Raw genomic sequence first — 20576 nt, forward strand, 5'->3', positions numbered from 1 at the left:
AACAATATATACTGTTTTTTGAAATCTTGCTTGCTGCACATCAAGTCATGTGCACGACATGACCTCCTAGGCGCTGGCGCGGATGGTGAAATCGACCCCGACCTCATCCCAGAATTCCTGCTCTTTCTCGATCCAGAACGACACGGTGGGATGGTGCGCCACCCAGCCGCGCTTGATATCGAGTTCGATGCGGCTCTTCATGCGCAGGCGCAGTTCGCTGAAATCGGCTTCGATACGTGCATGCATGAGCAGGATCGACAGGCGCAGCGCCAGCACGGCCTTGGCAAAATCGGGGTCGGACAGCACTTCGCCGATCTTGCGCAAGTTGCCCTTCTGCGCCAGGATCAGCCGGCTCATGGTCTTCTGTTCGCGCGTGGTAAAACCGGGCAAGTCCGCGTTCTCCACGATATACGATGCATGCTTGTGGTAGCCCGTCTGCGACACGACCAGGCCCACTTCGTGCAGCAGGCTGCTCCAGCGCAGGGATTTCACCAGGGCGTCGGACGTGGGCTTGAGCTGCGCATACATGGCCAGCGCCTGCTCGGCCACCCGGCCGGCGCGCTGCTGGTCGATATGGAATTTCTCCATGCAGCCCTGCACCGACTGTTCGCGGCGGTCGCGCTTGGTCGAGCGCAGGTACAAATCCCACATCACGCCCATGCGCAGACCCGCCTCGATCGGCGTCATGACGGGAATGGCCAGTTCGCGGAACAAGCCGATCAAGATGGCCAGGCCGCCGACGATGGTGCTGGCGCGGTCGGGGCGCAAGCCGGGCATGTCGATGCGGCTGGTGTGACCGAGCTCGATGAAGCGGCGCGCCAGTGCGTCGAGGCTGGCGCTCGTGAGCAGGCCGTCGCCCAGCTTGTTGCGGGCGATGATGTCGGCGATGGTGCGGATGGTGCCGGAAGAGCCGTAAGCCGTCTTCCAGTGCTGCGGGCGGTACGGCGGCGCGGCATCCTCGAAATGGCTGCGCGCCGACAGGATGGCCGCCTCGAACGACGGCGCGTCGATGCGCCCGCCGATGAAGAACGACAGGCTTTGCTTGACGGTGCCCAGGCTGAAGGACTCGACGCGCTCGATATCGTTGCCGCGCCCCAGTATCAGTTCGGTCGAGCCGCCGCCGATATCCATCACCAGCCGGCGTTCGCCGGGAATGGCCAGTGCATTGGCCACGCCCATGTAGATCAAGCGTCCCTCTTCCTCGCCCGAGATGATCTCGATCGGATGGCCGATGGCTTGCTCGGCCAGCGGCAGGAAGACGGCGCCGTTGCGCGCCACGCGCATGGCCGACGTGGCCACCACGCGCACGGCATCGAGCTCGAAGCCGGCGAGAATGGCGCGAAAGCGCTGCAGGCAGGCCAGCGCGCCCTGCATGGCCGCCTCGGTCAGGTCGCCATTGGCATCCAGGCCGGCAGCCAGGCGTATCGGGTCGCGCACGCTCTTGACCACGCGGATCGTGTCGCCATCATGCTTGCCGACGTGTAAACGAAAACTGTTGGACCCCAGGTCCACCGCTGCATACATACTGGCCTCTTGTCTTGTCATTACTGTGCCAACTGAAAAAGTTGGCAAAATCAGTTACTAAACTATATAAATCATTTAAACGATTTAAAAATCCTACCACACTACCCTCATCGTATGACAGCGGCGTGACAGGATTGTGACAAAACGGCGGCCAGCCGTGGCGCTTACGGCACGATGGTGGTAAATAAATAAACGGCGAAAATCACCAGGTGCACCGTACCCTGCATGACCGTGGTGCGGCCCGTGCCCAGCGACAGGGTGGCCACCATCAGCGACAGCAGCAGCAGCACCGTCGACTTGATATCGAGACCCAGGGTAATCGTCAGGCCCGTGGCCAGCGACACCACCACCACAGCCGGAATAGTCAGGCCGATGCTGGCCAGCGCGGAGCCGAGCGCCAGGTTCAAGCTCGTTTGCAGGCGATTCGCGCGCGCCGCACGTACGGCGGCCAGGCCTTCGGGCAGCAGCACGATGGCGGCGATGACGATGCCGACCAGGGTTTTCGGCGCGCCCATGGCGGCAATCGCCGTCTCCAGCGCGGGCGCCAGCGACTTGGCCAGCAGCACCACGGCGCCCAGGCACACCAGCAGCGCGCCGGCGCTGACCCAGGCGACGGTGGGCGTGGGCGGCGCCGCATGCACCTCTTCATCGCCGACGGCTTCCTTGGGCAGGAAGTAATCGCGGTGGCGCACCGTCTGCACCAGCACGAAGGTGCCGTACAGGACCAGGGAAATGACGGCGATGAAGATCAGCTGGCTGGAATTGTAGAAGGGGCCGGCGGCGCTCGATGTGTAGTTCGGCAGCACCAGGGTCAGAACGGCGATGGCCGCCAGGGTGGCCAGCGAAGCGCTCACGCCCAGCAGGCCGAAGCTCTGCTCGCGGTGGCGCCCGGCGCCCAGCAGCAGGCAGATGCCGACGATTCCGTTCAGGATGATCATGATGGCGGCAAACACGGTATCGCGCGCCAGGCCCGTCGTTTCCGGTCCGCCGGCCAGCATCAGCGAGACGATCAGCGCCACCTCGATCAGGGTCACGGCCAGCGCCAGCACCAGCGTGCCGTACGGTTCGCCGATGCGGTGCGCCACCACTTCCGCGTGGTACACGGCGGCCAGCACGCTGCCGATCAGGCCCGCCACCAGCAGTATCTGGTAGGCGCCGCCGACATTGAAGGTGGAACCGAACAGGAACAGCCAGCCGGCAACGGGGGCGGCAAGCGGCCATACAGGCAGGGATTTGAGCATTTTCATTATGGGCCTGGCAAGAGTAAGAAAGAGGAACTGCGGTGCGGACGGCACAGGGCAGCCTGGCGTGCGCTCGATAGCATAACTTGCTTAGCTTAAATGAAAGTTAGGGAATGCACACGTTCGGGTAGCGGCGCTCCGCGCCTTGCTCATCGTTCGAGCGCCTTGCTGTGATGCACCTGCTTGCTACCAGTAACTATAGTCCCTTTGGTAACATGCCGTTGCAATTTTCTTGTGTTTTTGCTTCCGGCTGGCGTCATAATGCCAGGCCCGCCCTCGCGGCACCGACCAAGGACAGACCATGATTTCCGTACACAGCGCCGCCATGCGTGCATTCATCCTCGCGGGCAGCTTGCTGAGCGCCGCAGCACACGCGGACACACCGCCAGCGCAGGTCGACGCGAACTGGGCCACCGCGCCCGCGCCTGCCGCAGAGCCAAGGTGGCAAGACAGCCTGCCGCCCGCGCCGCCCGTGGAACCACGCGAAGAAAAGATCCTGCCCAAGAGCGAATGGCTGACCGTCGAACCGATGAAGGCGCCTGACCATCGCTGCGATCCCGGCCTCGATGCCCTGTTCCTGCCCAAGGAATGCGGCAAGGAACCCAGCTGGCTCGGCTCGCGCAAGAAGTAAGCGGGCTTGGGCTGAATTAAATGTCCAGGGTGCTGGCACCCTGCGCTTCCACTACCCTGTTGCGGCCCGCCTGCTTGGCCGCCTGCAGCGCTTCGTCGGCGCGCTTGAACAGGCTGACGGTGCTGTCTTCGGCGCGGATGGTCGTCACGCCCAGGCTGGCCGTCAGCTGCAGCACGGCGCGCTCCGTCTTGACGGGCAGCACTTCGACGGCGGCGCGGATACGCTCGGCCACCATCAGCGCATCGGCCAGGGTCGTGCGCGGCAGCTGGATGGCGAATTCGGCACCGCCCAGGCGGCCCATCAGGTCGCTGTCGCGCAACTGCTGGCGGCACGTGTCGACGATGGTTTTCAGCACCGCATCGCCCACCGGATGGCCATAGCTGTCGTTGACTCTTTTAAAGTGGTCGATATTGAGCACCACCATCGCCGTCGGCAAGCCAGGCCGGCGCGCCAGTGCCATCCATGGCGCCAGCGCCTGGTAAAAACCGCGCCGGTTCGGCACGCCCGTGGCCGCATCGAGCACTTCCAGGCGCGCCAGCTCGCCGCCCAGTTTTTCACGCGACAGCAGCAGGTAGCCGAAAGCATTCGTCAGCATCATCAGGTACAGGGCGCCAAAACCGGCCAGCTGCAGCAGCTCCGCGTCAAAATCCGGAACGGCGGCGGCCAGCACGCCGCGCGCGGCGATCAGCAGCGACAGCAAGCCCATGCTGACGACGAGGAAACGGCGCAGCATGCTCGCCTCGCGCCACTTGAGGCACAGGGCGGCCACGCCGGCGAGGAAGAAACCGGCCACGATCAGCGAACCGCCTGCGCTGCGCAGCAGCGGCGCCACATCGAACAGATAACAGGCGGCAAACAGGGCCACCGACAGCCCCAGCGCCGGCAAGACATAACGGCGCCAGCCGCTGCGCCCGGCCGCCTGCCACAGCGCGCCCGCATCGAGCGCCATGCCGGCAAACAGCAGGCTGTTACCCAGCAGGATGGAGAGGAAATCGGGCAGCACGCCGCGGAAGTACAGCAGGCACCAGGCCACGGCCTGGCATTGCTTGGCCACCGCCCAGGTGGACATGCTGAGCGACTTCTTGCGCTCGTACTCGAAGAAGAACAGGGCCGCGCACAGGCTCAGGTTGCCGAGCGCCAGGGCCAGTACCAGGGTCTTGATATCCATGGGCTAGGCTATCGATGCGCAGGCGCGGCGCGCCAGGTCAGATTTCGTGCTCGACATTGGTGCTGCCGTCGCCGACCTTGCTGGCCCACGCCTGCACGAAATACTGCTTTTCCACGTCGCTGGGGGCCTCGTGCCAGAACACGATGAGGGTGCCCTTGTGATCGTGGATCTGCGCCACTTTTTCAATGAAGCCGACATTGCCGGCCTGGTCGGCCAGCGCCGCCGCGTAGCCATACACGCGCGTCAGCCGCTCGATGCGGTCAGGCTCCGTAAAACTGTTCGTCGCCGTAATAATGGGGTGATCCAAAAACATGCTTGTCTCCATGGTGCCCGACTGCGCGGCCGTGCCGCCGCGCGCCGTATACATCTACATATACGCATGCTCGGCGCGGATTAATCGGGTATGCTCACGGGAGCTTATCAGATTTCTCTGAATGCAACAAAGCATCTCCCCCAGTCCACTCAGCGAAGTCGTCCCATGCCGGAAAACAGAAGCACCACCCCGCTTGCCCCGCAGGTGCATACCTGTGGCGACCGGCGCCGCCTGGAATTCCAGCCCGGCATGATCCAGAGCGAAATGCTGCTGTCGCGCCCCGACCATCTGCTGCTGCGCTATGCGCGCGCCATGATGTGCTTTACCCTGTTCGTGCCGCGCCCGCGGCATATCCTGATGGTGGGACTGGGTGGCGGCTCGCTGCTGAAATTCTGCCACCGCCACCTGCCCGACACCCGCATCACCGTGCTGGAATTGCGCGCCGACGTGATCGCCCTGCGCGAGCAGTTCATGCTGCCGCCCGACGACGCGCGCCTGCGCATCATCGAGACGGATGCCGTCAGCTATATCCGCCAGCATCCGGGCTGCGCCGACGTGCTGCTGCTCGACGGCTATGACGAGACGGGCTTGCCGCCGGCACTGGGCAGCGCGCGCTTCTATGCGGACTGCCTGCGCGCGCTGCTGCCCGGCGGCGTGCTGGTGGCCAACCTGTTCAGTTATGACGAGCACTACCCTGCCATGCTGGCGCGCCTGATGCTCACCTTCCGCGGTGCCGTGTGCCACTTCGACGGCATCGCCGGCAATAACCGCATCATCTTCGCCGCCAAGCCGGAGCAAGGCCAAGGCGCCGGCGGCCGCGCCGTGCGCGTGGTGCGCCTGGTGCGCTGGCGGCGGATGGCCGGCCTGGCTTTCCTGAACCGCTGGCTGCCGGCCTGGCAGTTGTGGCGTGTGCGCCGCCAGTCAGGCGCGGGCAGCGACTGAAAGTCATCCTTCCCGGCCATAGATATTGTTGCTTATTAGCAGTGATTTGGTGCAAAATCAGCATGATGGATGTGGTTTATGACAAACTACGGCCTGCGTGGGGCCGGCAGGCGCCGCCGAACCCATGTATCCATGAAGTGAGATAGGAAAAACCATGCTGCGTGGCCGCCTGCCATTGTCGATTTCTGCCGCGGCCGCGCTGACCTTTGCCTGCGGCGTCAGCGTGACGGCCGTGCTGTTCGCCGCCATCAGCCAGCTCGAATACGACAAGATGAGCCTGAGCCTGCAGCAGCGCGCCAGCGCCAGGGTGGCCGCCATCGAGCAGGGTCTCGACGATGCGGTCGAGGTGCTGACGACAACGAACCAGCTGTTTGCCGCCGTCGTGCCCGTCACCCGGGAACAGTTCCACGACTTCACCACGCCGCTGCTGCAGCGCCACCCATTCATCCAGGCCTTCAATTTCCACCGCATCGTGCCGCATGCGCAGCGCGCCGCCTTCGAGACGGAACTGCGGCGCATCGTGCCCGACTACGCCATGACGGAAATGCGCGCCGGCGTCGTCGTGCCGGCGACGACGCGCGCCAGCTACCTGGTGGTCGACTACCTCGAACCCCTGCAGGGCAACCGCCCCGCCTTCGGCCTGAACGTCAGCCCGAGCGGCGTGCTGGCGCGCGCGCTGGAACAGGCGATCGTCAGCGGCCAGACCACCGCCACCGGCCTGCTGGCCCTGGCGCAAGGGCCGCAACGGGGCTTCGTCATCGTGCGCCCCGTGTACCGCCACGGCGTGCCCCTGCAAACGATACAGCAGCGGCGCGCGGCGCTGATCGGCGATACGGCGGTCATCGTGCGCGCCGGAGAACTGGTGCAGAAAATCCTCGCCGGCGCCGACCTGCTGGGCGACTCGCAGCTTGAACTCAGCGTCTACGCGGACGCCGGCGCCGATCCGCGCCAATTGATCTTCCGGCATGGCCAGGCGCCTGCCGACGAACCGGGCGGCGCCTGGGAGTCGCTGCCCCGCTGGCTGCACTTTGCCTACCACAGCCATTACGACCGGGCCTTCGTTTCCGCCGGCCGGCCCTGGCATGTGCGCGTGATGGCCCATCCGCGCCCCTTCCTGGCCGACCATCTGGGCTCCCTGTTCACCCTGATCACGGGTTTGCTGTTCAGCGTACTGACGGCCGCCTTCGTGCAATCGCTGACGCAGCGCTCGCGCCGCGTGCAATTGCTGGTGGAGCAGCGCACGGCCGACCTGAAACGCAGCAATGAGCTGCTCAGCGCCGACGTGCGGGCGCGCCAGCGCACGGAGCGCGCCTTGCAGGAAAGCGAAAAGCGCTTCCGCCGTCTGCTGGCCCTGTCCTCGGACTGGTACTGGGAACAGGACGCCAACTTCTGCTTCACCCACATCACCAGCGGTTTCACGGACAAGTCGAACATGCCGCTGGAACGCTTCATCGGCATGACGCGCTGGGACAACAACCCGGAAATGCGCAATTCGCGCTGGGGCAAGCAGCATATCGCCAACCTGGAAGCCCACCTGCCCTTTTCCAACCTCGAATATGCGATGCACGACCGCGATGGCCAGCTGCGCTGGTTCAGCATCAATGGCGAGCCGCTGTTCAACGAACTGGGCGACTTTCGCGGCTACCGGGGCACGGGGTCCGAAATCACGGAACGCAAGCTGGCCGAGCAGCAAATCCAGCACATCGCCCACCACGACGTGCTGACGGGCTTGCCCAACCGCGCCCTGCTGCGCGACCGCCTGGCGCAAGCGATGGCCCTGTCGCGCCGCAAGAACCGCGCATTATGGGTGCTGTTGATCGACCTGGACCGGTTCAAGTTCGTCAACGACAGTCTCGGCCACAAGGCGGGCGACCTGCTGCTGAAAACCATCGCCACGCGCTTGCAGTCCAGCCTGCGCGAAAGCGACACCGTGGCGCGCCTGTCGGGCGATGAATTCGTCGCCATCCTGTGCGAGCAGGCCGACGAAGTGCTCAGCGGCGCCATCGTGCAGCGCGTGATGGATGCCGTGGCGCAGCCGGTGCTATTGGATGGCAAGGAATTCTTCGTCACCTGCAGCATCGGCGTGGCCGTCTACGACATGTCGCGCTACGACGCGCCCGGCGACGTGACCCTGAATGGCGAGACGCAGAACCTGATCGAGCAGGCCGACATCGCCATGTACTGCGCCAAGAAACAGGGCCGCAACAATATCAAGTTCTACACGACGGCCATGAACCAGGCCACCCTGGAGCGCCTGCGCATCGAGACGGCGCTGCGCAACGCCCTGGAACGCGAGCAGTTCGTGCTGCATTACCAGCCGCAGGTGGACCTGGCCAGCGGGCGCATCGTCGGCGTGGAAGCGCTGCTGCGCTGGCAGCATCCGGACCTGGGCATGGTGGCGCCGCAGCGCTTCATCGCGCTGGCGGAGGATACGGGCCTGATCGTGCCGATCGGCGCCTGGGTCATGCGCGAAGCGTGCGCGCAGGTGAAGCGCTGGCATGCGGCGGGACTGGACACCTTGCGCCTGGCCGTGAACCTGTCGGCGCGCCAGTTCAACGAGCCGAACCTGGTCGCGTCGATCGCCGACGTCCTGCTGGAAACGGGCTTGCCGCCCGCCTGCCTGGAACTGGAACTGACGGAAAGCCTGTTCATGCACGACGTGGCGCTGGCCGTCAGCCAGCTGCACGACATGAAGGCGCTCGGGGTGCAGCTGTCGATCGACGACTTCGGCACCGGCTATTCCAGCTTCGCCTACCTGCGCACCTTCCCCATCGACGTGCTGAAGATCGACCGCAGTTTCGTCGGCGACGTGGCGCGCGACGCGGACGACGCGGCCATCGTCGTCTCCATCATCGCCCTGGCGCACAATTTGAAGCTGCGCGTGGTGGCCGAAGGCGTGGAAACGGCGGAGCAGCTCGATTACCTGCGCCGCCATGGCTGCGACGAGGCACAGGGCTATTATTTCAGCCGGCCGCTGCCCGCCCATGAGGTGGAAGCCCTGCTGCGGGCGGAAGAATCGCACGTCATGCTGTAGGCGACGGCGGCACCCTTGCCCCGAGTTCGAGCTCGTCCCAGTCGTCGTCCAGGCCGGATTGCGCCAGCAGGGAAGCCACATCCGTGGCATGCGCCGGATCAATGTCCTGCTCCGGATGCGGCCACACGAAATCGCATTCCGTGCAGACGATCACCTGCTGGCCCGTCTTGCGGACCGTGGCGTGCACCAGGTCGCCATATTCGTCGCAGGTGGGGCATTGCATGCCATGTGCGCTCATGCCCGGGCCTTACAGTTTCTGTTGCAGGAATTCGAGGAAGCAGCTGATGCGCTGCGCCAGCTGCGTGTTGCGGTAGTAGACGGCGTGGATCTGCTGGCGGTAGCCCGTGTAAAACGGCTGCAGCACCCGCACCAGCCGGCCGGCAGCGATGTCATCCTTCGTCATGAAGTCGGACAGGCAGACGATGCCCTGGTCGTGCAACGCCAGCTGGCGCAGGGTTTCGCCGCTGGACGCGGCCAGCGCCGGCACGATCTGCAGGCTGTTGCCCGCTTCGTGGCGCAGCGGCCAGTTATTCCCCAGCTCATATTGCGCAAAACCCAGCAGCGCATGGCCGGACAGCGCTTCCGGCGTGGCGGGTTCGCCGTGGCGCGCCAGGTAGGCGGGCGTGGCCAGCACGTGCAGCGGACTGGCGCTGAGCGGGCGCGCATGCAGGGTCGAATCGACCAGGGCGCCGATGCGGATGGCGATATCGGTGCGGTGCTCGAGCAGGTCGGCGATCTGGTCGTTGCTGGTCAGCTCCAGGCGGATGTCCGGATACATGGCGCGAAATTCCGCCACGTGGGGCACCACGCAATGGAGCATGAAGGGCGAGGCGGCATCGACGGACAGCCGCCCCGCCGGCTTCTGGCGGCGGATGCGGATCGATTCCTCCACGTCTTCCATCGAGGCGAGGATGGCGCGCGCCTTGTCCAGGAACAGCTGCCCCTCTTCCGTCAGCTCCATGCGCCGCGTGGTGCGCGTCAGCAGCGAGGTGGCCAGCTTGTCTTCCAGGCGCGACAGGGCGCGGCTGACGCCCGAGGTGGTTTGTCCCAGGTGCACGGCGGCCGCGCTCAGGGTGCCGCTGTCGATGACGGTGACGAAGATTTTCAGGTCGTCCGAATTGATATCCATTGTTGCCTTATTATTGCCGCATTGTTGCGCTATTTTCACATATCGCGCCATTATAATGGAATCATGGCAACAGTGATGGCAAGGGATAACGTCAGGCAACGTAGAACAAAATGGCGATAAAATGACAGCTACTGCCGGCCAACACGAACAGGTGCCAGATGCCGTGGCCATGGCGCAGCTTGTGGTCGGTGGCATAGAAAGCGATGCCGCCCGTGTAGCACAGCCCACCTGCCACCAGCCACAGGAAGCCGTTCCACTCGAGCGCCGCCAGCAGCGGCTTGATGCCGATGACGATCAGCCAGCCCATGGCCACGTAAATCACCAGCGACAGGATGCGCGCGCCTTTCGCGTACACGTATTCCTGCACGATGCCCATCAAGGCCAGGCCCCAGACGACGCCGAACAGCGACCAGCCCCACGGCCCGCGCAGGGTCACCAGCATGAAGGGCGTGTAGGTGCCCGCGATGAGCAGGTAGATGGCGCAGTGGTCGAGCCGCTGCAGCACGGCCTTGGCCTTGCCGCGCACGCTGTGGTACAGGGTGGAAGTGAGGTAGAGCGTGAGCAGCATGGCCGCATACACGCTGCAGCTGACGATTTTCCAGGGGTCGCCCGTGCGGGCCGCCGCGACGATCAGGATGACGCCGCCGATGGCCGCCAGCGCGGCGCCCACCGTATGGGAAATGCTGTTGAACCGTTCACCGTGGTACATGCTTGACCGCCCGCCGCGTTAAAAACAGGCTCATCGTACACGCTTGGGGAGATCGGGGTGCGCGGTTTGCGCAAGGCAGGGACCGGAAAAGCGGGGGCGCATGCGATTGCCGCCCCGCTTGTTGCCGCTCAGGCTATCAGGCAGCTTCCGCCTTCTTGCGCGCGGGACGGCGCGCCGGCGTCTTGCGCGGCGCCTTGGCCGGCTTGTCTTCCGCCACGGCAGCCACTTCCACCGGCGCCGCTTCAACGACAGGCGCAGCTTCCACCACAGCTTCTGCCGCCTTCTTGGCCGGTTTCTTCGCCGCTGCCGCCTTGCGGGCCGGCGTGCGCGGCTTGGCCTTCGGCTTGGCTTCGGCGGCGGCTTCCACCGGCACTTCGGCTACCGGCTCAGGCGCAGGCACGGCTTCCACCACCGGCGCCACCTCGACGGCGACGACTTCGGCGCGCGCTTCGCGGGCGCCATCGCCATTCTTGCGGCCACCACGGCCATTGCGGCGCGAACCGCGCTTGGCGTTGCCCTCGTCTGCAACCACCTCGGCCACCGCTTCGGCGGCGGCTTCGGCCACTTCGTGCTGCACTTCCGGCTGCGGCGCCGGCGCATACTGCTCGACGACGACGGCTTCGGCGTCGGCCACCGGCACGAAGGCCTGTGGCGCGGACTCGCCGCGGCGTTGCTCGTTCTGCTTGCGGCCGCCACGGCCATTGCGGCGCGAATCGCGGCGGCTGCCGCCTTCGCGGTGATTGCCCTCTTCCGCCGTCACGCCGGTCTCGCCGCCGGCCTCGCTGGCGGTATCCGCGTTCACGGCGGCCGGCACGGCCACCAGGCCGCTGCTGCGGTAGACATAGGCGCCCGATTTTTCATCGCGGCCAAATTCCAGCAGGCCGCGCGTCTGCGCTTCTTCCAGCAGGTTGCCGAAGGTGCGGAAACCGTAATAGGACTCGCTGAAGTCCGGCTTGCGGCGCTTGATCGCTTCCTTCAGCATCGAGGCCCAGATCTTGCCGCTGTCGCCGCGCTCGGACACCAGCGCGTCGAAGGTCTCGACAGCCATTTCGATCGCTTCCGTCTTGCGCGACTCGTATTTTTCCTTGCGGCGCACTTCCTCGTCCGGCGAGCGCTTGGCGGCAGGCGTGTCGCGCGCGTCGCGCTTGGCGGCCGTGCGGCGGCTTTCGCGCACCAGGTCATCGTAGAAAATGAATTCGTCGCAGTTGGCCACCAGCAGGTCGGACGTCGACTGCTTGACGCCCACGCCGATCACCTGCTTGGCGTTTTCGCGCAGTTTCGACACGAGCGGCGAAAAGTCGGAATCGCCGCTGATGATGACGAAGGTGTTGACGTGGGCCTTGGTGTAGCACAGGTCCAGCGCATCGACCACCAGGCGGATGTCGGCCGAATTCTTGCCCGACTGGCGCACGTGGGGAATTTCGATCAGTTCGAAGTTCGCTTCATGCATGGTGCCCTTGAAACTCTTATAACGGTCCCAGTCGCAATATGCCTTCTTGACAACAATACTGCCCTTGAGCAGCAAGCGTTCCAGGATGGGCTTGATATCGAATTTTTCGTAATTTGCATCTCGCACGCCGAGCGCGACGTTCTCGAAGTCGCAAAACACGGCCATGCTGAGGTTTTCTGGGGATGACGCCATAAGGGTGAATTCTCGCTGATGATAAGGGCGGACGGGAAGCGCAACGCCTCCCTTTTCGCCTAGTATATTCGCCCATCCCCCGTTTCGGCGACAACTATCGTGCGCGGCGGCCTATTGCGCGCCGCCGGCGGCGCTTGCGCTGGCGCCGGCGAGCGGCCAAACGACGCTTTCATCGACCGAATACAGCTGGCACGGCAGGCTGCTGCGCCGCTGGCACGAGGCCAGTGCGCGCACATCGGGACTTTCGCCCTCCTCGGCCCAGCCCCAGGCGCCGCTGGCCGACAGGGCAAAGGCGCGCGGCGCGGTTTTCTCCAGGAAGACGCGGTAGGCGGCGCGCCCCTGCTCTTCCAGGTAGGGCACGGCGGCGATATCGTCCTGCGGCGCGAAATGCGTGGCGGGCGGCGACGGCGCCTCGGCCACGCGGTAGACCTGGCGCACCGGCATGCCGATGCTCTGCAGGAAGCGCTCGGTGGCGGGCAGCCACACGGCCACGCCGTCGCGGCTGCCCAGGGTCAGGTGCGCGTCGCGCTTGAACGGGCCATAGGCGAGCAATTGCGCCCGGCCGCCCGAACCGGTAAAGGAATTGAACAGCCGCCGCACCAGCGCCGGCGAAAAATACGAGTCATTCGCGCCATACAGCCACAGGCTGGGGATGTGGTTGTAGGCGCCCAGGGTGGCGAAGGACTTGGCCAGCGCCCCTTGCCAGTCGCAGCCGGGCATGTCGACGCGCAGGCCGCCGGAAAAATTGAGCACGCCCCGCACGCCGGGCAGCACCCGGGTGGCCAGCGCCAGCGCCGCCATGCCGCCATACGACTGGCCCGCGACGACGATGCGTTCCGGGTCGACCCAGCTCTGGCGCCGCGCATACGCGAGCGCGGCCAGCACGTCGCGCGCCTGGCCCTGGGCGTTGCCCAGCATGTCGCAGCCGAAATCGCGGTAGGCACCCGTGGAGCGCGCAAAACCGGCGCGCATGGGCAGCATCACCGCATAGCCGCGGCGCACGAATTCGGCGGCCATATAGATGAAGCGCTCGCGCGCCTGCAGTTTCGCCGGCCCGGCCTGCTTGCCGTGATTCATCAGCAACAGGGGAAACGGGCCGGGGCCGGCGGGACGGAACACCGTCGTCTCCAATGTCTCGCGCAAGCCGTCGCCGGCCGGCACCATGATGACCTGCTCGTTCAAGCGCGCATCGAGCGGCAGTGAGGCAGAAGCAGGCTGAGCTTGCAGGGTCAGGCAAGGCCAGCTGAGCAGCAAAGCCAGGCAAAGGCGGCGTACGAGGGGAGAAATGGCAGGCTCCATGCGAGATTTCCCAGCCAGTCTAGGCAGTGAAAGGGCGCAGGACAATATTAAAACATTATGGATGGGTAACTTTTTTTGCAGTCATCGACGGCGCGGAAAAATGTTGCCTTGCACCAACCACATAGCGCCTGCATGGGAGTAAACTAGGAGCCTTCTGAAGGAGTTGCCATGTCCATATCCGCCCTCACCACCGGTACCTCGGGGCTGACCGCCAACCAGCGCGCGCTGGATGTGGCCGCCAACAATATCGCCAATGCGAATACCCAGGGCTTCCAGCCGCAACAAGCCGAGTTCCAGGAAGCCAGCCCGGCCGGCACGGGCGTCACCCTCTCCGTCGAAGGACGCAAGCTGGCCGCCGGCGAAAGCGTCAGCGGCGCCAATGCGAATGCGGCCAAGGCGGCCGAAAGCCGGCCGAACGGCGTCGGCCTGGCGTCAGAACTGACGGATAACCTCGTCTACAAGGCCGGTTTTAATTTGTCGGCGAATGTCGTCAAGGCGGCCGACCAGGCCCTGGGCAGCCTGATCGACGTCAAGACCTGAGGCAGCAAACATCCACGGCGACTATCGGCAAGATAGTCTAATTTTTCATTTCCAGCGCCAAGGGCGCCATCGCCGGTTGAATCAGCGCCAGCAGCCGTTCGGCGGGAATGCCGTCGCGCGCCTGCACCGACAAGCCATGCAGCAGCGCCGCATAATAGTCGCCCAGCGCCTGCACGTCCGCTTCCTCTTTCAATTCTCCCGCCAACTGCGCCGCGCGCAGGCGCTCGATGACGGCCTGCGTGCGTGCGCGGCGGTGCTGCGCCAGCCAGTCGGCGATGCCCGCGTTGTCCGCGCTCGTATTCGTGGCGGCCGTGACCACCATGCAGCCCTGCGGCTGGCCGCTGCGCGTATACAGCAGCACGGCTTCTTCCAGCATGCGCGCCACGGCGTCGCGCACATTCAGGCTGGCCGCCAGCGCATGCACGGCAAACGCGCCCTCGCCCGTTTCATACAGTTCCACGGCTTCGCGGAACAGCTGCTCCTTCGAGCCGAACGCCGCATAGATGCGCGCCGAGGCGATGCCCAGCGCCGCCACCAGGTCGGCCATCGATACGCCTTCATAGCCGCGCGTCCAGAACGCGTCGCGCGCTTTTGCCAGCGCCAGCGCGCGGTCAAATTCCCTCGGTCTTCCTGCCATTTTCATCCTCTGCTTGCAAACTGGCGGCCAGTATAACGCTTGCAAGCCACACCGATTCCGCATTTATTTTGCATCACGGCCTTGACCGCGCAGAAAATTTCGCCTATTCTTTGTCGATCGACAAACAATAGGAGCCGATATGAAAACCATCCAAGGACCAAGCCTGCACCTGGCACAATTCGCCGCCGATACGGCGCCCTTCAACACCCTGCCCGCCATCGCCGAGTGGGCGGCCGGCATGGGCTTCAAGGCCCTGCAGATTCCCGCCTGGGATGCACGCCTGTTCGACGTGGCGCAAGCGGCCCACAGCCAGCAATACTGCGATGACCTCGTCGCCATGCTGGCCAGCCATGGCCTGGTCATCAGCGAACTGACGACACACATCCTCGGCCAGCTGGTCGCCGTGCACCCGGCCTACGACGCGCTGTGCGACAGCTTTGCGCCGGCACACCTGCACGGCCAGCCGGCGGCGCGCACCGAGTGGGCCATCGAGCAAGTGAAACTGGCGGCCATGGCCTCGAAGCGCCTGGGCCTGACCGACATGGGCACGTTCTCCGGCTCGTTCGCCTGGCCCTACCTGTTCCCGTTCCCGCAGCGCCCACCCGGCCTGATCGAGGCGGCCTTCGACGAACTGGCGCGCCGCTGGCTGCCCATCCTCGACGTGTGCGAAGAACAGGGCATCAACCTGTGCTACGAAATCCACCCGAGCGAAGACCTGCATGACGGCATCAGCTTCGAGATGTTCTACGAGCGCGTGGGCCGCCACCCGCGCTGCAAGATGCTGTTCGATCCGAGCCACTTCGTGCTGCAGCAATTGAACTACCTGGAATTCATCGACATCTACAAGGACCATATCCGCATGTTCCATGTGAAGGACGCGGAATTCAATCCGACGGGACGGCAAGGCATCTACGGCGGCTACCAGTCGTGGGAAAACCGCGCCGGACGTTTCCGCTCGCTGGGCGACGGCCAGGTCGATTTCAAGGCGATCTTCTCGAAGATGGCGCAGAACGACTACGCGGGCTGGGCCACGCTGGAATGGGAATGCTGCCTGAAGGACCAGGAAGTGGGTGCGCGTGAAGGCGTGGCCTTCATCAATGCCCACATCATTCCCGTGACCGACAAGATCTTCGACGACTTCGCCGGCGCCCCCGTCAGCGCGCAGCAGATCAATACCCTGCTCGGCATCACGCACAACTAATCAACTAATTAACTGAATCAATACAAGGACTTGCCATGCATCAGAATAAAGACAGCTACACCCACGACTATGTGCGCATTGACGGCCAGCGCCTGCATTGCGTCATCGCCGGCGAAGGCAAACCCGTGCTGCTGATCCCCGGCTGGCCGCAAACCTGGTACGCCTGGCGCCATGTGATGGCGGCCCTGGCCGCCCAGGGCTACCAGGCGATCGCCATCGATCCGCCCGGCAGCGGCCACTCGGAACGTCCGGCCGGCGGCTACGACACGGGCGCCGTTGCCGCCACCCTGCACCGCGCCATGCTGGCCCTGGGCCATGCGCAGTACGATGTCGTCGGCCACGACATCGGCATGTGGGTCGGCTATGCGCTGGCCAGCGACTTCCCGCAGGCCGTGACGAAACTGGCGCTGACGGAAGCCGTCATTCCCGGCCTGGCGCCCGCGCCGCCGATTTTTGTCGCGCCGTCCGACAATATCTTCCTGTGGCACTTCATGTTCAACCAGGTGCTGGACTTGCCCGAGATGCTCACGGCCGGCAAGGAGCGCGAATACATCCGCTTCATCCTGGACCGCTGGTCGTACCGCCGCGACAAGGTGGCCGTCGACGTGTATGCGGACGCCTATGCCACGCCGGGCGCCCTGCGCGCCGGCTTCGCCTACTACCGCGCCATTCCGGAAACCATCCGGCAGAACCTGGAGCGGGCGAAAAAGAGCCTGGCCATGCCCGTGCTGGCCATCGGCGCCGACCATGCGACGAATGACGCGCCATTGCTGACCATGCAGGGCAAGGCGGACATCTTGAAAGGCGCCATCGTCGCCGAATGCGGCCACTTCATCATGGAAGAACAGCCGGAAGCGTTCATCGCCCACCTGCTGCCGTTCCTGGCCGGAGAAGCCGCATGAGCCTCGATCCGCTGATCGCCACCTGGCTGGAACAGACAAGGGATGCGCCGCCGCCCGCCTCGCTGGCGGACTTGCGGGCCGCCACGGAAACGGGGCTGCGCCAGCTGCACGGGCCGCTGGAAGACGTCGCCTCGATCAAGGATTACGTGCTGCCTGGCGAGCACGCGCTGACCGTGCGCGCCTACATGCCCGCCGGCGCGGACACAAGCAAGCCCCTGCCGGCGATCGTCTTTGCGCATGGGGGCGGCTGGTGCCTGTGCTCGCTGGACCTGTACGACAATCCGTGCCGCGCACTGGCCAACGCCACCGGCTGCGTGATCTTTTCCGTCGACTACCGGCTGGCGCCCGAGCACAAGTTCCCCGTGCCGCTCGACGACTTTTACAGGGCAGTCTGCTGGGTGGCGGACCATGCCGAAGCGCTGGGCATCGATGCGAAGCGGCTGGCCGTGGGCGGCGACAGCGCGGGCGGCAACCTGGCGGCCGCCGCGGCCCTGATGGCGCGCGACCAGGCCGGTCCCGCGCTGGCGCACCAGCTGCTGCTGTACCCGGCGCTCGATTTCGCCTTCGACACGCCGTCCTACCAGCGCTATGCGGAAGGCCATTCGCTGACGCGGGAAGCCATGCGCTTTTGCTGGTCGGCCTATCTGAACGAGCCGGCTGAAGGCGCGCAGCCCTATGCGGCGCCCCTGCGGGCAACGTCGCTGAAGGACTTGCCGCCGGCGACCGTGCTGGTGTGCGAGTACGACCCGCTGCATGACGAAGGCGAAGCCTATGCGCGGTATTTGCGCGACGACGGCGTGGCGGCGCAATGCGTGCAGCTCGACGGCATGATCCATGCGTCGATCCACATGCTGGGCTTGACGCCAGCGGCGCGCGGCCTGTTCGACGTGGCGGGCCAGGCCATGCGGCAAGCGCTGGCGGCATAAAAAAAAGCGCCGGGGATGGCTCCACGGCGCGTTTTTTCCATCAGCTTATCGTCACTCCACCAGCTTGCGCACCTCGATGCCGTTCAGCCACTTCACGTGGCGCGGTCCCGTGCGGATGTCCTTTGCCGAAATGAGGGCGATTTCGCCATCGTTGTCGTCGAGCGCCTTGCCGTTTTTTTCGTAGTAGACGATCACGCCCTCGCCGGCCGGCGCGTTATACAGCTCGCCCCAGGAAAACACCACGGCATAGCCGTCGGTGGCCGTGGCGATGATGGCAAGCTTCTTGACGTCGTTGTGGCCCGGCGCATCGAGCACCGCCTTGTCGAGGATATCGCGCAGGCGCACGCCCTTGTAGCTGGTGATGGTTTCGGCCTTCTCGCCATTATGGCGCGTGACGGCGATTTCCCCGCCGTTGGCCGGCGGCAGCTGGCGCAGGTCGGCCACCTTCAAGGTCAATGGCGTTTCCACCACGCCCGTCACGGTCAGCGCGTGGCTCATATTGTCGCGTGCCGGCGCCGGGTCTGCCCACGCGGGCGCCGCCGCCAGCAGCGCCGCCGAAACGAGGCTTGTCAGTATTGTCTTCAACATGCTGTGTCCTTTCATGAAACATTCAAAAAATCAGAATTGGTACTGCGCATTGGCCAGCCAGGTGCGTCCAGCGCTGGGAAAACCGTCGGCCAGCGCGTAATTGCGGTCGCCCAGGTTCGCCACGCCCGCTTCCAGGGTCAAGGCCGGCAAGGGACGGTACACAGCCTTCAGGTTCACGGTCGTAAAGCCGCCGAGTTCCAGGGTGTTCGAGACCCAGCGCCCGCTGTTCGATTCGGCGATGGCCACCACGTCGACCTGGCGCGCCGCGTGCAGCACGGCGTGCGCCGTCAGCTTGTGGCGCGGCACGTCCGTCAGGCGCGTGGCGCGGTCGCTGACGTTCTTCATGTCCGTGTAGGTGTAATTGCCGCCGAAATCCAGCCAGGCGCCGGCGTTGCCGCGCAAGCCAAGTTCCACGCCGCTGATGTGCGCCCTGCCCGCGTTGCGCATCTGAGAGCGCACGCCCGAGACATTCGCCACGCTCTGGATCTTGTCCTTCACGTCGCTGTAGAACAGCGCCGCTTCCACCTTGGCGCCCTGCACGTTTCCTTGATATCCCAGCTCATAATTCATCGCCTCTTCCGCGCGCAGGGCCGGGTTTTCGATATACGTTCCCAGGCGCTGCGAGTAGCGGTCCTTCAGGGTCGGCAGGCGCGACTTGCGCGCCACGGTGGCGTACACGCGCGCATCAAGACCGACCTTGCGGAACAAGCCAGCCTGCAGGTCCGTGGCCGATTGATTGGCTGGCAAGGTGTAGGCATTGCCGGCGCTGTAGACAGTGTCCGGGCGCAGTTCATTGCGCGAGACGCCCAGCGACAGTTCCGTCGCCGCATCGAGGGCGATGCTGTCTTCCGCGCCCAGGGTCCACAAGGCATCCTTGTACCAGGTGGTGCGCACGCCTTTTGCATCGAGTTCCTGGTGTTCGTCGGCCTTGTAGCTGGCCACAAAACGCAGGCTGTGCGCGGCCAGGCGGAACGATTCGAGTTCCACCGCGCCGCCATTCGTACGGTCGTTATAGATGCTGCGCCCGCCGCTGACGCTGCCCTGGCCGCTGGTTTTCAGGGTCGCGTAGCTGCCGTTCGTGTAGGAGGTGATTTCATTATCGTAGCTGTCGTGATACAGGCGCAGTTTCAGGCGTTCGGCTTCGCCCAGGCGCGTCTGCGAGACGAAGTACACGCTTTCCTTGTTCCAGTACGGCCATTGCCAGTAGCGCGCGCCGACGGGATTGGTCGATGGCGGCTGGCCCTTTTCGCCATGCTGCTTATAGTAGCTCAGTGCATATTCGTCGCCTGCCTGCGCGCCATCGGGCGTGTAGCCCACCTTGAACGACAGTTTATGATCCTTGCGGTAGGAATTGTTGCGCATGCCGCCGTCTTCCGTGGCCGTGGGGCGGAAGTCCGACGACATGGGAAAACCGTCGCTGTCGATATACGACACGCCCGCCTGAAGATACCACAGGCCCTGGTTGGTGCCCACGTTGGCCGACACCTGGCGCTCGCTGCCCGAGCCGAAACCGATGGACGTATCGCCTTCCATCCGCGCGGACGGCTTGCGCGACACCAGGTTGATGGCGCCGCCCAGGGTATTGGCGCCATACGCCACGGAACTGTAGCCCTTGGCCACCTGGATGGCGGCCAGATCGCTGGTGGTGAAGCGGTTGAAATCGACATAGCCGTCGTACGGCACGTAGACGGGAATGCCGTCGATGTACAGCGGCACCTGGCGCGCATCGAAGCCGCGGATGGCGACGGTTTTTTCATTGCGCGAATTGGTCGACAGCGACACGCCGGACAGCAGATTCAATGCGTCACCCACATTGTCGCGGTTAAAGCGGCGCATCTCGGCGCGGCTCACTTGCGCGCCCACCTGCTGTTCCATTTGGCCTGCCTGCTCGCGCTGGCCGATCACCGTCACCGTGCCCAGCACGAACGGCGCCGCCGCATCCACGCCATCGTTGCCCGCCGTTTGCTGCGCCTGCGCCGTCTGTGCCATTTGCGCCAGCGCCAGCATCACGGCGCCTGCCATTACCTGTTTCAACATCGTTTCGATCTTTCCACTCTCGTTATATATCGTCTTATATAGCGATACTCAAAAAAGCGGCCACGCATGCGGCGGCCGTCACCCAACAGCGCAATATACAGACGTATATAGCG

The 20576-nt window shown here is 64.8% G+C and carries 19 protein-coding genes; 7 read left to right on the forward strand and 12 right to left on the reverse strand.

What is annotated here, in order from left to right; all coding sequences use genetic code 11:
- Positions 1–66: 66 nt before the first annotated feature.
- Positions 67–1524, reverse strand: a complete 1458-nt coding sequence (locus CLU94_RS02830) for a Ppx/GppA phosphatase family protein (protein WP_099664516.1) — start codon at positions 1522–1524, stop codon at positions 67–69.
- A 164-nt stretch (positions 1525–1688) separates the two neighbouring features.
- Entirely contained in the window at positions 1689–2771 is a 1083-nt protein-coding gene (locus CLU94_RS02835; RefSeq protein ID WP_099664517.1) for a calcium:proton antiporter, read from the reverse strand.
- Between the two features lie 295 nt (positions 2772–3066).
- Between CLU94_RS02835 and CLU94_RS02840 the strand changes: the two genes are divergently transcribed.
- Positions 3067–3396, forward strand: coding sequence for a hypothetical protein (locus CLU94_RS02840; protein WP_070279126.1), 330 nt, complete (start codon positions 3067–3069; stop codon positions 3394–3396).
- 16 nt (positions 3397–3412) lie between these two features.
- Here CLU94_RS02840 and CLU94_RS02845 read toward each other — a convergent pair whose 3' ends face one another.
- Positions 3413–4564, reverse strand: a complete 1152-nt coding sequence (locus CLU94_RS02845) for a GGDEF domain-containing protein (RefSeq protein ID WP_099664518.1) — start codon at positions 4562–4564, stop codon at positions 3413–3415.
- A 37-nt stretch (positions 4565–4601) separates the two neighbouring features.
- Complete coding sequence (locus CLU94_RS02850; RefSeq protein WP_099388548.1) at positions 4602–4877, reverse strand: hypothetical protein; 276 nt, start codon at positions 4875–4877, stop codon at positions 4602–4604.
- A gap of 165 nt (positions 4878–5042) precedes the next feature.
- On the opposite strand from CLU94_RS02850, the gene CLU94_RS02855 reads away from it, so the two are divergent.
- Positions 5043–5819, forward strand: a complete 777-nt coding sequence (locus CLU94_RS02855; protein ID WP_034782842.1) for a transferase spermidine synthase — start codon at positions 5043–5045, stop codon at positions 5817–5819.
- Between the two features lie 154 nt (positions 5820–5973).
- The gene (locus tag CLU94_RS02860; protein ID WP_099664519.1) at positions 5974–8853 is read left to right on the forward strand and encodes a bifunctional diguanylate cyclase/phosphodiesterase; all 2880 of its coding nucleotides are present in this window, start codon (positions 5974–5976) and stop codon (positions 8851–8853) included.
- Here CLU94_RS02860 and CLU94_RS02865 read toward each other — a convergent pair.
- The 5 genes from CLU94_RS02865 to CLU94_RS02885 all read right to left on the reverse strand — a co-directional run bounded on the left by CLU94_RS02865 (position 8843) and on the right by CLU94_RS02885 (position 13632).
- On the reverse strand, positions 8843–9091 hold the full coding sequence (locus CLU94_RS02865) for a hypothetical protein (protein WP_099664520.1): 249 nt from the start codon (positions 9089–9091) through the stop codon (positions 8843–8845). The two genes, CLU94_RS02860 and CLU94_RS02865, sit on opposite strands and share 11 nt — an antisense overlap.
- Positions 9092–9100: 9 nt before the next feature.
- The gene (locus CLU94_RS02870; RefSeq protein ID WP_099664521.1) at positions 9101–9982 is read right to left on the reverse strand and encodes a LysR family transcriptional regulator; all 882 of its coding nucleotides are present in this window, start codon (positions 9980–9982) and stop codon (positions 9101–9103) included.
- Between the two features lie 91 nt (positions 9983–10073).
- On the reverse strand, positions 10074–10691 hold the full coding sequence (gene trhA / locus CLU94_RS02875) for a PAQR family membrane homeostasis protein TrhA (RefSeq protein ID WP_099664522.1): 618 nt from the start codon (positions 10689–10691) through the stop codon (positions 10074–10076).
- A gap of 136 nt (positions 10692–10827) precedes the next feature.
- The gene (locus CLU94_RS02880; RefSeq protein ID WP_099664523.1) at positions 10828–12333 is read right to left on the reverse strand and encodes an NYN domain-containing protein; all 1506 of its coding nucleotides are present in this window, start codon (positions 12331–12333) and stop codon (positions 10828–10830) included.
- 111 nt (positions 12334–12444) lie between these two features.
- Positions 12445–13632 (reverse strand): dienelactone hydrolase family protein, encoded by a 1188-nt coding sequence (locus CLU94_RS02885; protein ID WP_099664524.1) that lies wholly within the window; start codon positions 13630–13632, stop codon positions 12445–12447.
- A gap of 168 nt (positions 13633–13800) precedes the next feature.
- On the opposite strand from CLU94_RS02885, the gene CLU94_RS02890 reads away from it, so the two are divergent.
- The gene (locus CLU94_RS02890; RefSeq protein WP_099664525.1) at positions 13801–14172 is read left to right on the forward strand and encodes a flagellar basal body protein; all 372 of its coding nucleotides are present in this window, start codon (positions 13801–13803) and stop codon (positions 14170–14172) included.
- Between the two features lie 37 nt (positions 14173–14209).
- Here CLU94_RS02890 and CLU94_RS02895 read toward each other — a convergent pair whose 3' ends face one another.
- Positions 14210–14809, reverse strand: a complete 600-nt coding sequence (locus tag CLU94_RS02895) for a TetR/AcrR family transcriptional regulator (protein ID WP_099668135.1) — start codon at positions 14807–14809, stop codon at positions 14210–14212.
- A gap of 139 nt (positions 14810–14948) precedes the next feature.
- Between CLU94_RS02895 and CLU94_RS02900 the strand changes: the two genes are divergently transcribed.
- The 3 genes from CLU94_RS02900 to CLU94_RS02910 are packed head-to-tail and all read left to right on the forward strand — an operon-like array spanning position 14949 to position 17838.
- Positions 14949–16010 carry a sugar phosphate isomerase/epimerase family protein gene (locus CLU94_RS02900; RefSeq protein ID WP_099664526.1) on the forward strand — a complete coding sequence of 354 codons (1062 nt, stop codon included), beginning with the start codon at positions 14949–14951 and terminating at the stop codon, positions 16008–16010.
- A gap of 35 nt (positions 16011–16045) precedes the next feature.
- Positions 16046–16912 (forward strand): alpha/beta fold hydrolase, encoded by an 867-nt coding sequence (locus tag CLU94_RS02905; RefSeq protein ID WP_099664527.1) that lies wholly within the window; start codon positions 16046–16048, stop codon positions 16910–16912.
- Entirely contained in the window at positions 16909–17838 is a 930-nt protein-coding gene (locus tag CLU94_RS02910; RefSeq protein WP_099664528.1) for an alpha/beta hydrolase, read from the forward strand. The genes CLU94_RS02905 and CLU94_RS02910 overlap by 4 nt, the downstream gene beginning before the upstream one ends.
- Before the next feature lie 51 nt (positions 17839–17889).
- Here the strand turns inward: CLU94_RS02910 and CLU94_RS02915 are convergent, their stop codons facing one another.
- Both CLU94_RS02915 and CLU94_RS02920 read right to left on the reverse strand, forming a co-directional pair.
- Positions 17890–18426 carry a molybdopterin-dependent oxidoreductase gene (locus CLU94_RS02915; RefSeq protein ID WP_099664529.1) on the reverse strand — a complete coding sequence of 179 codons (537 nt, stop codon included), beginning with the start codon at positions 18424–18426 and terminating at the stop codon, positions 17890–17892.
- Between the two features lie 30 nt (positions 18427–18456).
- Entirely contained in the window at positions 18457–20463 is a 2007-nt protein-coding gene (locus CLU94_RS02920; RefSeq protein ID WP_099664530.1) for a TonB-dependent receptor plug domain-containing protein, read from the reverse strand.
- Positions 20464–20576 lie beyond the last annotated feature (113 nt).

This window comes from Janthinobacterium sp. 13, from assembly GCF_002749695.1.
GTDB classification, from domain to species: domain Bacteria; phylum Pseudomonadota; class Gammaproteobacteria; order Burkholderiales; family Burkholderiaceae_D; genus Janthinobacterium; species Janthinobacterium kumbetense.